This is a genomic window from Streptomyces oryzae, assembly GCF_017676365.1.
Lineage (GTDB): Bacteria > Actinomycetota > Actinomycetes > Streptomycetales > Streptomycetaceae > Streptomyces > Streptomyces oryzae.
This window is the reverse complement of record NZ_JADKMA010000220.1, coordinates 1-12,191: the sequence shown is the minus strand read 5'-3', so window position 1 is coordinate 12,191 and position 12,191 is coordinate 1. Positions and strand designations below refer to the sequence as shown.

The 12,191-nt window shown below is 69.8% G+C and carries 14 protein-coding genes and 1 pseudogene; 11 read left to right on the top strand and 4 right to left on the bottom strand.

The window, feature by feature from the left end:
• A pseudogene (locus ITI46_RS36260) lies at window positions 1-145 on the top strand (MarR family transcriptional regulator); the annotation flags it as partial.
• On the opposite strand, the gene ITI46_RS29780 reads toward ITI46_RS36260, so the two are convergent.
• A complete protein-coding gene (locus ITI46_RS29780; protein ID WP_209243032.1) occupies window positions 133-498 on the bottom strand; it encodes a hypothetical protein in 366 nt (121 codons plus the stop codon). The pseudogene ITI46_RS36260 and the gene ITI46_RS29780 sit on opposite strands and share 13 nt — an antisense overlap.
• Window positions 499-610: 112 nt before the next feature.
• Here ITI46_RS29780 and ITI46_RS29775 point away from each other — a divergent pair, with 112 nt between their 5' ends.
• Complete coding sequence (locus tag ITI46_RS29775) at window positions 611-1,249, top strand: LysE family translocator (RefSeq protein ID WP_209243031.1); 639 nt, start codon at window positions 611-613, stop codon at window positions 1,247-1,249.
• A 29-nt stretch (window positions 1,250-1,278) separates the two neighbouring features.
• On the opposite strand, the gene ITI46_RS29770 is transcribed toward ITI46_RS29775, so the two are convergent.
• Window positions 1,279-2,379 carry an NADH:flavin oxidoreductase/NADH oxidase gene (locus ITI46_RS29770; protein ID WP_209243030.1) on the bottom strand — a complete coding sequence of 367 codons (1,101 nt, stop codon included), beginning with the start codon at window positions 2,377-2,379 and terminating at the stop codon, window positions 1,279-1,281.
• 107 nt (window positions 2,380-2,486) lie between these two features.
• Here ITI46_RS29770 and ITI46_RS29765 point away from each other — a divergent pair, with 107 nt between their 5' ends.
• The 3 genes from ITI46_RS29765 to ITI46_RS29755 all read left to right on the top strand — a co-directional run bounded on the left by ITI46_RS29765 (window position 2,487) and on the right by ITI46_RS29755 (window position 4,409).
• Window positions 2,487-2,825, top strand: coding sequence for an ArsR/SmtB family transcription factor (locus ITI46_RS29765; protein WP_209243029.1), 339 nt, complete (start codon window positions 2,487-2,489; stop codon window positions 2,823-2,825).
• 102 nt (window positions 2,826-2,927) lie between these two features.
• Complete coding sequence (locus tag ITI46_RS29760; protein WP_209243028.1) at window positions 2,928-3,542, top strand: Uma2 family endonuclease; 615 nt, start codon at window positions 2,928-2,930, stop codon at window positions 3,540-3,542.
• An 87-nt stretch (window positions 3,543-3,629) separates the two neighbouring features.
• Window positions 3,630-4,409 carry a potassium channel family protein gene (locus tag ITI46_RS29755; protein WP_209243027.1) on the top strand — a complete coding sequence of 260 codons (780 nt, stop codon included), beginning with the start codon at window positions 3,630-3,632 and terminating at the stop codon, window positions 4,407-4,409.
• Window positions 4,410-4,517: 108 nt separating this feature from the next.
• On the opposite strand, the gene ITI46_RS29750 is transcribed toward ITI46_RS29755, so the two are convergent.
• Window positions 4,518-5,900, bottom strand: a complete 1,383-nt coding sequence (locus ITI46_RS29750) for a glycine--tRNA ligase (RefSeq protein ID WP_209243026.1) — start codon at window positions 5,898-5,900, stop codon at window positions 4,518-4,520.
• Between the two features lie 197 nt (window positions 5,901-6,097).
• Here ITI46_RS29750 and ITI46_RS29745 point away from each other — a divergent pair, with 197 nt between their 5' ends.
• The 4 genes from ITI46_RS29745 to ITI46_RS29730 all read left to right on the top strand — a co-directional run bounded on the left by ITI46_RS29745 (window position 6,098) and on the right by ITI46_RS29730 (window position 9,392).
• Window positions 6,098-7,102, top strand: a complete 1,005-nt coding sequence (locus tag ITI46_RS29745) for a metal ABC transporter substrate-binding protein (RefSeq protein WP_209243025.1) — start codon at window positions 6,098-6,100, stop codon at window positions 7,100-7,102.
• Between the two features lie 10 nt (window positions 7,103-7,112).
• Window positions 7,113-7,913, top strand: coding sequence for a metal ABC transporter ATP-binding protein (locus ITI46_RS29740; protein WP_209243024.1), 801 nt, complete (start codon window positions 7,113-7,115; stop codon window positions 7,911-7,913).
• Complete coding sequence (locus tag ITI46_RS29735; RefSeq protein WP_209243023.1) at window positions 7,910-8,866, top strand: metal ABC transporter permease; 957 nt, start codon at window positions 7,910-7,912, stop codon at window positions 8,864-8,866. The genes ITI46_RS29740 and ITI46_RS29735 overlap by 4 nt, the downstream gene beginning before the upstream one ends.
• Before the next feature lie 112 nt (window positions 8,867-8,978).
• On the top strand, window positions 8,979-9,392 hold the full coding sequence (locus tag ITI46_RS29730; protein ID WP_209243022.1) for a Fur family transcriptional regulator: 414 nt from the start codon (window positions 8,979-8,981) through the stop codon (window positions 9,390-9,392).
• A 180-nt stretch (window positions 9,393-9,572) separates the two neighbouring features.
• On the opposite strand, the gene ITI46_RS29725 is transcribed toward ITI46_RS29730, so the two are convergent.
• Window positions 9,573-10,352, bottom strand: a complete 780-nt coding sequence (locus ITI46_RS29725) for a TetR/AcrR family transcriptional regulator (RefSeq protein ID WP_209243021.1) — start codon at window positions 10,350-10,352, stop codon at window positions 9,573-9,575.
• Between the two features lie 123 nt (window positions 10,353-10,475).
• On the opposite strand from ITI46_RS29725, the gene ITI46_RS29720 reads away from it, so the two are divergent.
• Window positions 10,476-11,417: an ATP-binding cassette domain-containing protein gene (locus ITI46_RS29720; protein WP_209243020.1), complete on the top strand. Its 942-nt coding sequence runs from the start codon at window positions 10,476-10,478 to the stop codon at window positions 11,415-11,417.
• Entirely contained in the window at window positions 11,410-12,156 is a 747-nt protein-coding gene (locus ITI46_RS29715) for an ABC transporter permease (protein WP_209243019.1), read from the top strand. Before ITI46_RS29720 ends, ITI46_RS29715 begins: the two co-directional genes overlap by 8 nt.
• Window positions 12,157-12,191: the final 35 nt, after the last annotated feature.

Genomic DNA, 12,191 nt, shown 5'->3' with positions numbered 1-12,191 from the left:
CTCCCGTTTCATGGACTTCGTCGGCGAGAGCAACGCCCGCGCCGCTGAACAGGCCGGCGAGATCCTCCACACGATGCCCGACCCGCCCGGCCCGGTCTCGAAGGGCACCGCCGCGCCCAGGCTGGATGGCGGTCAGCCGGGGTGAGGCTCCTCCCCCTGGGACCAGGCGGCGACGGGCAGGGAGAGGTAGACGCCGAAGTCGTCGAGGCCGGTGGCCTCGGCGATGCTCTCGTGGAGCTGGTCCACGCGCTGCTGCCGGTCGGCGGCCCGGCTCTCGAACCATTTGGAGCGGATCTCGATCACGACGTCCAGGCCGCAGCGGTCGAAGGGGCCGAGCTGCCGGAACCTGAGTTCCACATCGCCGGGTTGCAGATCACCGTCGTAGGGCTCCTCGGGGCACTCCACCGCTACGGACACCAGGTGCGGGAGCACCGCGCCGAGCTCGCGCAGTGTCGCGTCGGGGACGCCTGGCGCACAGGTGACTTCTACGAGCGGCATCGGGTCACTCCTGAGCCGGGGGAACAGGGACAGCAGCCATAGGCGTACGTGAAGACCGGAGCCGGCGCAAAAGGATATGCGGGCCGGCCGGGCTTCGGCTTTGATGGGCGGCATGCTCTCCGCCGACCGCATACTCGCCTTCGCGGCCATGTCGTTCCTGCTCATCGTCGTCCCCGGACCCAGCGTGCTGTTCGTCATCGGGCGGGCGCTGGCACACGGGCGGCGGGCGGCGCTCACCACGGTGGTGGGGAACACGCTGGGCGCGTACGTACTGGTGGTCGCGGTGGCGCTGGGGATCGGGACGCTGGTGGAGCGGTCGGTGCTCGTCTTCACGGTGCTGAAGCTGGCCGGCGCCGCCTATCTCGTCCATCTGGGTATCAAGGCGTGGCGGCAGCGCCGTTCGCTGCGGGACGCGTTCGAGGGGCAGGCCGCCGCGCACGGCGGGCTGCGCACGCTGTGGGAGGGGTTCGCCGTCGGGGTCGCCAACCCGAAGACGATCGTGTTCTTCGCGGCCGTGCTGCCGCAGTTCGTGGACCGGGAGCAGGGGCATGTGACGCTGCAGATGCTGCTGCTGGGCCTGGTCTTCAACGCCATCGCCGTCGTCTCGGACGGCACCTGGGGGCTGGCCGCGGCCACCGCGCGGGGCTGGTTCGCGCGGTCGCCGCGGCGGCTGTCCCTGGTCGGCGGGGCCGGAGGGCTCGCCATGATCGGGCTCGGGGTCACCGTCGCGGCAACCGGCCGCAAGGAGTAGCCCTATAGAAGCGTCACCGGTTCAAACGGTTACGCCCGGTGGTACTGCACCGGGCGGCGCGGCTCGGCGCCCAGTTCGGCCGCTGCCTCGTTCGCCCAGTACGGGCGGCGCAGCAGCTCGCGGCCGAGCAGCACCGCGTCGGCCTGCCCGGAGGCGACGATCTGCTCGGCCTGCCGGGGCTCGGTGATCAGCCCGACGGCGCCGACCGGCAGATCCGTCTCCTTCTTGACCCGCTCGGCGAAGGGCACCTGGTAGCCGGGTACGGCCTCGATACGGGCGTCGGGCGCGTTGCCGCCGGTGGAGGTGTCGAGCAGGTCCACCCCGCGGCCCAGCAGTTCCTTGGCGAAGCGGACGGTGTCGTCGGCGGTCCAGCCCTCGCGGTCGTCCTCGGGGTTCTCGGTCAGCCAGTCGGTGGCGGAGATCCGGAAGAACAGCGGCAGTTCGTCGGGCCACACCGCGCGGACGGCGTCGACGACCTCCAGCGCGAACCGAGTACGGCCCTCGAAGGAGCCGCCGTACTCGTCGGTGCGGCGGTTGGTGAACGGTGAGAGGAATTCGTTGATCAGATAGCCGTGCGCGCCGTGCACCTCGACCACCTTGAACCCGGCCTCGTGCGCGCGGCGGGCGCTGTCCGCGAACCCACGTACGATCTCGGCTATCTGCTCGCGCGTCAGCTCCGCAGGAGTCGTGTGCGCGGCGGCGAACGGCAGCGGGCTGGGGGCGACCGGCCGCCAGCCGTGGCCGTCGCCGGGCGTCAGGGGCGCGCCGCGCTCCACCCAGGTGCGCTCGGTGGACGCCTTGCGGCCCGCGTGTGCGAGCTGGATACCGGGTACGGTGCCCTGCCCGGCCAGGAAACGGGCGATACGGGCGAACGCCTCCTGCTGGCGGTCGTTCCACAGCCCCAGGTCGTAGGGGCTGATCCGGCCCTCCGGCGTGACGGCGGTGGCCTCGGCCAGCGCCAGCCCGAGCCCGCCGGAGGCCCGCGCGCCCAGGTGCGCGAGGTGCCAGTCGGTGGGGGCACCCCGATCCGGGCCGTCGGCAGCGGCCGAGTACTGGCACATCGGCGCCATCCAGACGCGGTTGGGCACGGTCACCGACCGCAGGGTGAGGGGCTCGAACAGTGCGCTCACGGCGCTCTCCAATCACCTGAATCCATTGCGGGCCGAGCGGTGCTTAGTACGGTAACCGCCGTAATACGATACCTGTCAAATTTCGATGGCTGCCGTACTATGAGGGCGTGCCGACGACAACCGCCGTACGCGAACTCCCGCACCCCGCGCGGGAAGAGATCCGCCTGGAGGCGGTACTGCACGCACTGGCCGACCCGGTGCGGCTACGGATCGTCACCGAACTGAGCACTCACGGTGAGGGCGAGGACAACGGGGCCACCTGCTCACAGGTCGAGCTGCCCGTCTCCGCCTCGACCGCCACCCACCACTTCCGCGTCCTTCGCGAGGCGGGCGTCATCAACCAGTGCTACCGCGGCACCGCCAAAATCAACTGCCTCCGCCGCACCGACCTCGACACCCGCTTCCCCGGCCTCCTGGACGCAGTCCTCCACGCAGCAGCAAGCTGAAACCCACCCCTTCGAGGGACCGGGCACACCGATCCGCTCACATTGTCGGCCCGCCTGGCTACGGTGAGTTGTTAGTGGCTTAGTGCACTTGGAGGGCGCATCATGACAGTGATGCTTGAACGGTCCACGGCCATAGAGACCCCCGACGAACCGGACGGCAGCTTCGACGCGCTGCTCGGGACGCTCTTGGCCATGGACGTACCGGAGGGCTTCCGGGCGGAGATCATCGGGGGAAACATCGTCATGTCGCCGTGGTCGAAGGGGTACTACCTGCGGGCGACGCGCTCCCTGCGTGCCCAGTTGGAACCACATGTGCCCACGGGGACGATCGTGGACAGCTCCCCCTACCTCTTCACCTTCCCCGACCAGGAGCGCGCCTTCGGGCCTGATGTCTTCGTCGCGTCCGAGAAGGCGTTCGACACCGATGCGCGATACATCGATGGTGAAGCCCTCGTCCTCGTGGCCGGGTTGACCTCGGCCTCGACGCGCAACGTGGACTGGAGCGACAAGTTGTCGGTCTACGCGAAGGCAGGCGTAGCCGTTTATTTGCTGCTCGACATGCAGGCGCAGACCGTCTCCGTCTTTTCGGACCCGGCACCCGAGGGATACTGGATGCGCAGGACGTGCCAGTTCGGGAAGGCATTGCGTCTTCCCCCGCCCTTTGACTTCGAGTTGGGCACCAGCACCTTCGGCAAGCCCTCGGAAGGCGAGGGCTGACGAAACCGCCCGTCCGCTGCTGCTCGGCCCCCGCCGTGACCTATGGCCCCGCGTGCGGTGTGGCCGGTGCTCCTTAGGATCCACGGCATGGACGGCGACACCAGCACCCCACCGGCGGACGCGGCGCGTCAGCGCTGGGAGAAGCGCACCGAGGTACCCCTGCTCTGGCTGGCAGGACTGTTCGCGATCGCCTACGCGGTCCCGGTCGTGGCACCGGAGTCGGCGCGCTGGGTACGGGAACTGTGCCACGGGACCGAGTGGTTCGTGTGGGGCGCGTACGCGTGCGACTACTTCGTACGGCTCGGACTGGCGCGGCAGCGATGGCTGTTCATACGCCGGCATCCGTTCGCGCTCATCGCCGTGGCCGTGCCGATGGTCCAGCCGCTCCGGCTGCTGAGGCTGGTCTCCGCGCTGCTTCTGGTGGGGCAGCGGGCCCGGCTGGCCACCCAGATCCGGGTGACCACCTACGTCGCCGGCGCCTGCGCCGGGTTGTTGATGTTCGGCTCGCTGGCCGTGCTGGAGGTGGAACGGGGCCACCCCGGCTCCAGCATCCACTCCATGGGTGACGCGGTGTGGTGGGCGTTCACCACCATGACCACGGTGGGGTACGGCGACACCGCGCCGGTCACCGGCCCCGGCCGGGTGCTCGCCGTGGGGCTGATGCTCTCCGGGATCGCCCTGCTCGGTGTGGTCACCGCGAACATCGCGGCCTGGTTCATCGCCCGCTTCGAGCGGGACGAGGCGGAGAGCGAACGGCAGACCGCGGCCATCAGCGCCCTGACCGAAGAGGTACGGCAGCTCCGCAGGGAAGTGGCCGAACTCGCCGCCCGGCAGCCCGCGGGCGATCTCAGCTCCCCGGAGCGCTGACGAACGGCCGCTGCGCCGCCCCACCGCAGGGTGAACACGGCGAAGGCCCGGCACCCCCTCGCGGGGGTGCCGGGCCTCGGCGCTGTACGACAGCTTAAGCGCAGCGGATCAGCAGCCGATCAGCCGACCCGCCAGATAGCCCTCGATCTGGTCCAGGGAGACGCGGTCCTGCTTCATGGTGTCGCGCTCACGCACGGTGACCGCGTTGTCATCCAGGGTGTCGAAGTCGACGGTGACGCAGAACGGGGTGCCGATCTCGTCCTGGCGGCGGTAGCGGCGGCCGATGGCGCCCGCGTCGTCGAACTCGATGTTCCAGTGCTTGCGCAGCGTCTCCGAGAGGCCGCGGGCCTTCGGCGACAGCTGCTCGTTGCGGGACAGCGGCAGCACGGCGACCTTGACCGGGGCCAGCCGCGGGTCGAGGCGCATCACGGTGCGCTTCTCCATCTTGCCCTTGGCGTTCGGCGCCTCGTCCTCGATGTAGGCGTCCAGCATGAAGGCGAGCATGGCGCGGTTGACACCGGCCGCCGGCTCGATGACGTACGGGGTCCAGCGCTCGCCGGCCTCCTGGTCGAAGTACGACAGGTCGTGGCCGGACGCCTTGGAGTGCGCGGTGAGGTCGAAGTCGGTGCGGTTGGCGACGCCCTCCAGCTCGGAGAACTCGCTGCCGCCGAAGTTGAAGCGGTACTCGATGTCGGCGGTGCGCTTCGAGTAGTGGGAGAGCTTCTCCTTCGGGTGCTCGTACCAGCGGATGTTCTCCTCGCGGATGCCCAGGTCGCGGTACCAGGCCCAGCGCTGGTCCATCCAGTACTGGTGCCACTCCTCGTCCTCACCCGGCTTGACGAAGAACTCCATCTCCATCTGCTCGAACTCGCGGGTGCGGAAGATGAAGTTGCCCGGCGTGATCTCGTTCCGGAACGACTTGCCCATCTGCGCGATGCCGAACGGCGGCTTCTTGCGCGAGGTCTGCTGCACCGCGGCGAAGTTGGTGAAGATGCCCTGCGCGGTCTCGGGGCGCAGGTAGGTGACCGAGCCGGAGTCCTGGGTGGGGCCGAGGTGGGTGGAGAGCAGACCGGAGAACTGCTTGGGCTCGGTGAAGCCGCCCTTGTTGCCGCAGTGCGGGCAGTTGATGTCGGCCAGGCCGTTCTCCGGCTCGCGGCCGTGCTTGGCCTCGTACGCCTCGGTCAGGTGGTCGGCGCGGAAGCGCTTGTGGCACGAGGTGCACTCGGTGAGCGGATCGGTGAAGGTGGAGACATGACCCGATGCCTCCCAGACCTCGGGGGCCAGAATCACCGACGAGTCGATGCCCACCACGTCGTCGCGCGAGGTGACCATGGAGCGCCACCACTGGCGCTTGATGTTCTCCTTCAGCTCCACGCCCAGCGGCCCGTAGTCCCAGGCGGCACGCTGCCCGCCGTAGATCTCACTGCACGGGTAGACGAAGCCACGGCGCTTGCTGAGGCTGACAATTGTGTCGATCTTGTCGGCGGCCACGGTGCTCTCTTCATTGACGACGAGACGGAATACCCCAGATTACTGGGGGCCGTAGGGGGCGCGGCAAATCGGTTCGGGTATCGATTCGGGCGCCGGTTCGGGGGCCGGCTCGGGGCCCGGTTCCGGTATGGGAGTTTGATCACGGAGCGCGAAGCTCTAGTTGACAATCGTTTCCAATTCCGATGAAAATGAGTGTCATGAACATCGGTCCCCGCCCTCGACGGCTCATACGCACCGGCGCCGCCCTCAGCGCTCTCGGCCTCGCCTCCCTCTCTCTCGCCGCCTGCGGCAGCGGCTCCGGCGACAACGGGAAGGTGAAGGTGGCCGCGTCCTTCTACCCGATGGCCTTTCTCGCCCAGCAGATCGGCGGGGACCACGTCGAGGTCCAGAACCTCACCAAGCCCGGCACCGAGCCGCACGACCTGGAGCTGAGCCCCAAGCAGACAGGCCAGCTCAGCGAGGTGGACATGATCGTCTACCTCAAGGGGCTGCAGCCGGCGGTGGACGAGGCCGTCGAGCAGTCCGGCGTCAAGAACGTCGCGGAGGCCGGCTCCTTCACCACGCTGGAGGACCACGGCACCGACGTGCACGGCGAGGAAGGCCACGACGAGCACGGGGACGAGCACGGAAAGAAGGGCCACGAGGAGAAGGAGCACGAGGGGCACGACCACGGCGAGGACGCCGCGGGCGACCCGCACATCTGGCTCGACCCGGTGCGCTACGCCGAGGTCGCCGAGGGGGTCGGCAAGAAGCTCCAGCAGGCGGACCCCGACCACAAGGACGAGTACAAGAAGAACACCAAAGATCTCGTCACCCGGCTCAAGAGTCTCGACAAGGACTTCAAGGACGGCCTGAAGTCCAAGAAGACCGACACCTTCATCACCACCCACGCCGCATTCGGCTACCTCGCCGAGCGGTACGGACTGCACCAGGAGGCCGTCGCGGGTATCGACCCGGAGTCGGAGCCGAGCGCGGCCCGGATGAAGGAGCTGCACAAGGTCGCCGAGAAGGAGGACGTGGACACCGTCTTCTTCGAGGACAACGCCAGCAACAAGACCGCCAAGACCCTCGCGGACGATCTGCGGCTCAAGACCTCGGTGCTCAGCCCCATCGAGACCATCAAGGACCCGAAGAAGCGCGACTACTTCTCCGTGATGCACCAGAACCTGACCGCGCTCAAGACGGCGCTCGGCGCGCAGTGAGGATGTGAGCATGACGAGGACGAAAGCGGCTGCGGACGGCCCCGGCATAGCCGAGGGGCCGCCCGCGGTGGCCCTGCGCGATGCCACCGCCGCGCTGGGCGGACGGCCCGTGCTGCGCGGGGTGGACCTGACGGTGGCGCGCGGCGAGACGGTCGCGCTGCTGGGGGCCAACGGGTCGGGCAAGTCCACCACCATCCGGGCCGTACTCGGCCAGGTGCCGCTGACCGGCGGTGAACTGGAGCTGTTCGGCACCCCGTCGGCCCGCTTCCGGGACTGGCGGCGGCTCGGCTATGTGCCGCAGCGCTCCACGGCCGCCGCCGGGGTCCCCGCGACCGTACGGGAGGTCGTCTCGGCCGGCCGGCTGGCGCGGCGCCGCTTCAGGCCGCTGGGCCGCGAGGACAAGGCCGCGGTACGGCACGCGCTGGAGCAGGTCGGCATGGCGGACCGGATGCGGGACCCGGTCGAGTCGCTGTCCGGCGGACAGCACCAGCGGGTGCTGATCGCCAGGGCGCTGGTCGCCGAACCGGAGCTGCTGATCATGGACGAGCCGCTGGCCGGTGTGGACGTGGCCAACCAGGAGGTGCTGGCCGACACCCTGCGCGGGCAGGTGGAGCAGGGCACCTCCGTACTGCTCGTACTGCACGAACTCGGCCCGCTCGCACCGCTGATCGACCATGCCGTGGTGCTGCGGGACGGGCAGGTCGAGCGGGTGGACAACCCCGACCGGCTGCACGACCTGGCCTGCCATCCGCACGGCTCCGTACCCGCCGCCGAAGCGGCACCGAGGATCGAGACGGGGTTGCTCTCATGATCGAGATGCTGGACTACGCGTTCATGCAGCGTGCGCTGCTCGCCGCACTGCTGGTCGGCATCGCCGCGCCCGCCGTGGGCATCTACCTCGTGCAGCGCCGCCAGGCGATCATGGGGGACGGCATCGGCCATGTCGCGCTCACCGGTGTCGCGCTGGGCTTCCTGCTGAGCACCAACCCGGTGTGGATGGCCGTCCTCGTCTCCTCGCTGGGCGCGATCACCATGGAGCTGATCCGCTGGTACGGCAAGGCACGCGGCGACGTCGCGCTGGCGATGCTGTTCTACGGCGGTATGGCGGGCGGCGTCCTGATCATCAACCTGTCGCCGAACGGCTCGAACGCCAACCTCACCACCTACCTCTTCGGCTCCATCACCACCGTCTCCCCGCAGGACATCGCCGCCATCGTCGGGCTGTCCGTCTTCGTGCTGCTCGTCGCGCTCGGGCTGCGTCGGCAGCTGTTCGCCATCTGCCAGGACGAGGAATTCGCCCGGGTCACGGGGCTGCCGGTGCGGCTGCTGAACCTGCTGCTGGCCGTCACAGCGGCGATGACGGTCACCGTCGCCATGCGGGTGGTGGGACTGCTGCTGGTCAGCGCGCTGATGGTGATCCCGGTCGCCGCTGCGCAGCAGGCCACCCGCGGCTTCGCGGCCACACTGGGGCTGGCGATGGGCTTCGGGGTGGCCGTCACCCTCTCGGGCACGGTGACCTCCTACTACGCCGACGTTCCGCCGGGCGCCAGCATCGTCGTCATCGCGATCGCGCTGTTCGGGCTGGTCACCGCGCTGGCCGCACCGCTGGCCAGGGCAAGGGCAGCGCGGAACGGTTCCCGCGGCGGTCCGCGTGGCCAGGGGAGGGCTGTCGCCGGAGGGGCCGAAGAGGGCACCCTGGTAGCGGACGGGAAGGAGCACGCCGACAACGGCACGGGGCCGGTGGACCGCCCGAGCAGGGTGTAATACCCGCACTCCGGGAGCGCCTGGCACAATGGGTGGCCGCGAACGCCGCACCGGCCCGGAGCCGCCTCGGCGCCTCCCCGAGCCGGAGCCGACGAACGTAAGGAGCCAGAGCGTGACCACCGCAGGTCCCCCTGTACGCGGCCGGTCGACCCGGCAACGCGCCGCCGTCTCAGCGGCACTCGCCGAGGTCGAGGAGTTCCGCAGCGCGCAGGAACTGCACGACATGCTCAAGCACCGCGGTGACTCCGTCGGGCTCACCACCGTCTACCGCACCCTCCAGTCCCTCGCCGACGCGGGCGAGGTCGACGTGCTGCGTACGGACGACGGCGAGGCCGTCTACCGGCGCTGCCACAGCGACGACCACCACCACCATCTGGTCTGCCGCGCCTGCGGCAAGGCCGTTGAGGTCGAGGGCCCCGTGGTCGAGAAGTGGGCCGCCTCGGTCGCGGCCGAGCACGGTTTCGTGAACGTCGGCCACACGGTGGAGATTTTCGGCACGTGCGGGGATTGCGCCGCTGCGGGTTAATGCTTGCCCCGCGCTTCTCGGTGCCCCGCAAGGGGGGGCTGGCAAGCACAGCAGACGCGCCCCGTAAGGGGCGCGGGGAACTGCTCCCCCGAGCTCTTCGAGCAGGGGGTGCCCCCACAGCCACAACCAATCCGCAGTCTGCAACGCACAGCAAGGGGCACCCCGTTCCCAGAGCCAGCGTCACCGCGAAGCGATGAGCACCTCCACGCCGTCCAGGATCACGTTCAGCCCGAAGTCGAAGTCCGCGGTCCCATCTGAGTCGGCGGCTTCGGCGCCGGCCAGCTCGCCGGAGGCGAGGAGCTCACGGATGGCCGGAAAATCGCCGGCCGCGGTCAGGTCGGACAGCAACTGCCAGTAGCGGCGCTCAACGTCCTCCCACTCACCAGCGCCGGCCCGGGTCGCCTCATCAATGTCCGCCAGCAACGCAACGTTGCTGCGGACATAGCCGCTGATGGTGATCAGCACGCCGAGCTTTTCCTCCGCGTCCAGGCCCGTACCCCGCAGCAGGGCGAGAGCCTGCTCCATCCACTCCACGTTGTGCGGGGACAACGGCGGGGTGCCGATGGGAATGCGGACGATCCACAAGTGGCGCTGGAGGACCGCGCGGTAGGCGCGCGCCCAGTGCGCCAGACCCGCGCGCCAGCCCGCTTCGGGCTCGGGGACCGGTGGAGGGGTACCGATGGCCGCGTCCTCCATGAGGATCAGCAGGTCGTCCTTGCTCTCGACATAGCGGTACAGCGCCATGGTCGAGACGCCGATCTCGGTGGCGACCCGGCTCATGGACAGCGCGGCCAGCCCCTCCGCGTCGGCAATCCCGATAGCGGCGGCGACGATCCGCCGTACGTCCAGAGCGCGTGCCGGACCCTTGCCGGGGCGCGCCTGCAGACCCCAGGCGACGGCCACGCCTGCCGGGAGACCACTCGGCGACTGCTGCTCCCGCTTCTGCTCCGGCTTCGCCATCGTCGGCCGTTCCACCTCTCCGGGTTGCCCTCCACCACTGTCGACGTGTATAGCATACGCAGTAGTGTTTATGTCATACGCAGTAGCGCGTATCGGATACACAGAAGAGAGGGGGGACGCGTCATGTACCAGTCGGCAGAAGCGAGTTGGGCGATCGAGACACACGGGCTGAGCAAGGCGTACGGCTCCGTGCGGGTGCTCGACGGGCTCGATCTGCGGGTGCGGCGCGGCAGCGTCTTCGCACTGCTGGGTCCCAACGGTGCGGGCAAGACCACCACGGTCCGCATCCTGGCGACGCTCACCGGCGCGGACGCCGGACGGGCCACCGTGGCCGGGCACGATGTGGTCGCAGCCCGCTCCCGGGTGCGCCGCGCCATCAGCCTCACCGGGCAGTACGCGGCGCTCGACGAGGAGCAGACGGGGCGGGAGAACCTGCGGATGATGGCGCGGCTGCGCGGCCACTCACGCGCCGCGGCCCGCCGCCGGGCCGCCGAACTGCTGGCCCGCTTCGCGCTGGCCGAGGCGGGGGACCGCAGGGTGTCGGCGTACTCGGGCGGGATGCGGCGCAGGCTGGACATCGCGGCCGGGCTGGTCGGCGATCCGGAGGTGGTCTTCCTGGACGAGCCGACGACGGGGCTCGACCCGCGCAGCCGCCGCACGATGTGGGAGACGGTGGGATCGCTGACCCAGGCGGGCGTGACCGTCTTCCTGACCACGCAGTATCTGGAGGAGGCCGATCAGCTGGCCGACCAGGTGGCCGTGCTGGACGATGGCCGGGTCATCGCCCAGGGCACGCCCGAGGAGCTGAAGAAGACGGTGACGGCCCAGCGGCTCGATCTGACGATGGCCGGGCAGCAGGCGTACACCGAGCTGGCCGGACGGCTCGGGGGACGCGTGCTGCACCGGGTGCCGGAGGAGCTGGTGCTGGGGGTGGCGACCGACGGCAGCGCGGCCCGGATACGTGCCCTGCTGGACGAGTTGGACCCCGGGCGCGAGCACATCGCGCGCTTCGCACTGCACAGCGCCACCCTGGACGACGTCTTCCTGGAGCTGACCCATGAGTGAGTATCTGGTGCTGGCGGGCAGGTCCGTCCGGCTGACCCGGCGCAACCCGGACGCGGTGATCACGGCGCTGGTACTGCCGGTGCTGCTGATGCTGGTGTTTGTCTACTTCTTCGGCGGCGCCATCGAGACGAGCACCGGGAAGTACGTGACCTATGTGGCTCCCGGCGTGCTGATCCTGTGCGCGGGATACGGCGCCTCGATGACGGCGACCACCGTCTCGAACGACATGACGGCCGGCATCATCGACCGCTTCCGCTCGATGGACACCGGCCCGACCGCCGTACTGACCGGCCATGTCGCGGCGAGCGTGGCGCGCAATCTGGCGGCCACGGCGGCGGTGCTGGGCGTGGCGTTCGCCATCGGATTCCGCCCGCACGCCGGAGTGCCGGAGTGGCTGGCGGCGAGCGGCATCCTGCTGCTGTACATCACCACGCTCTCCTGGCTGGGCGCGGCGGCGGGGCTGCTGGCCAGAACACCGGAGGCGGCAGGCGGGTTCACCTTCGGCATGCTCTTCCTGCCGTACCCCAGCAGCGCGTTCGTGCCGATCGACACCATGCCGGACTGGCTGCACGGCTTCGCCGACCAGCAGCCGGTGACCCCGGTGATCGAGTCCCTGCGCGCTCTGCTGCTGGACCAGCCGGCCGGCAACAGCCCCTGGCTGGCGCTCACCTGGTGCCTGGGCCTGCTGGTGGTGACGCTGCCGCTGTGCGCGGTGCTGTTCCGGCGGCGTACGGGCTGAGAGGGCGTCAGGGTGTGGGGCCCGGGGCGGGGTTC

Coding starts and splice junctions, on each gene's coding strand:
- ITI46_RS29715 (WP_209243019.1), top strand. CDS start 11,410: ATGAGTGAGTATCTGGTGCTGGCGGGCAGGTCCGTCCGGCTGACCCGG.
- ITI46_RS29755 (WP_209243027.1), top strand. CDS start 3,630: ATGGACGGCGACACCAGCACCCCACCGGCGGACGCGGCGCGTCAGCGC.
- ITI46_RS29735 (WP_209243023.1), top strand. CDS start 7,910: ATGATCGAGATGCTGGACTACGCGTTCATGCAGCGTGCGCTGCTCGCC.
- ITI46_RS29780 (WP_209243032.1), bottom strand. CDS start 498: ATGCCGCTCGTAGAAGTCACCTGTGCGCCAGGCGTCCCCGACGCGACA.
- ITI46_RS29760 (WP_209243028.1), top strand. CDS start 2,928: ATGACAGTGATGCTTGAACGGTCCACGGCCATAGAGACCCCCGACGAA.
- ITI46_RS29740 (WP_209243024.1), top strand. CDS start 7,113: ATGACGAGGACGAAAGCGGCTGCGGACGGCCCCGGCATAGCCGAGGGG.
- ITI46_RS29720 (WP_209243020.1), top strand. CDS start 10,476: ATGTACCAGTCGGCAGAAGCGAGTTGGGCGATCGAGACACACGGGCTG.
- ITI46_RS29725 (WP_209243021.1), bottom strand. CDS start 10,352: ATGGCGAAGCCGGAGCAGAAGCGGGAGCAGCAGTCGCCGAGTGGTCTC.
- ITI46_RS29745 (WP_209243025.1), top strand. CDS start 6,098: ATGAACATCGGTCCCCGCCCTCGACGGCTCATACGCACCGGCGCCGCC.
- ITI46_RS29775 (WP_209243031.1), top strand. CDS start 611: ATGCTCTCCGCCGACCGCATACTCGCCTTCGCGGCCATGTCGTTCCTG.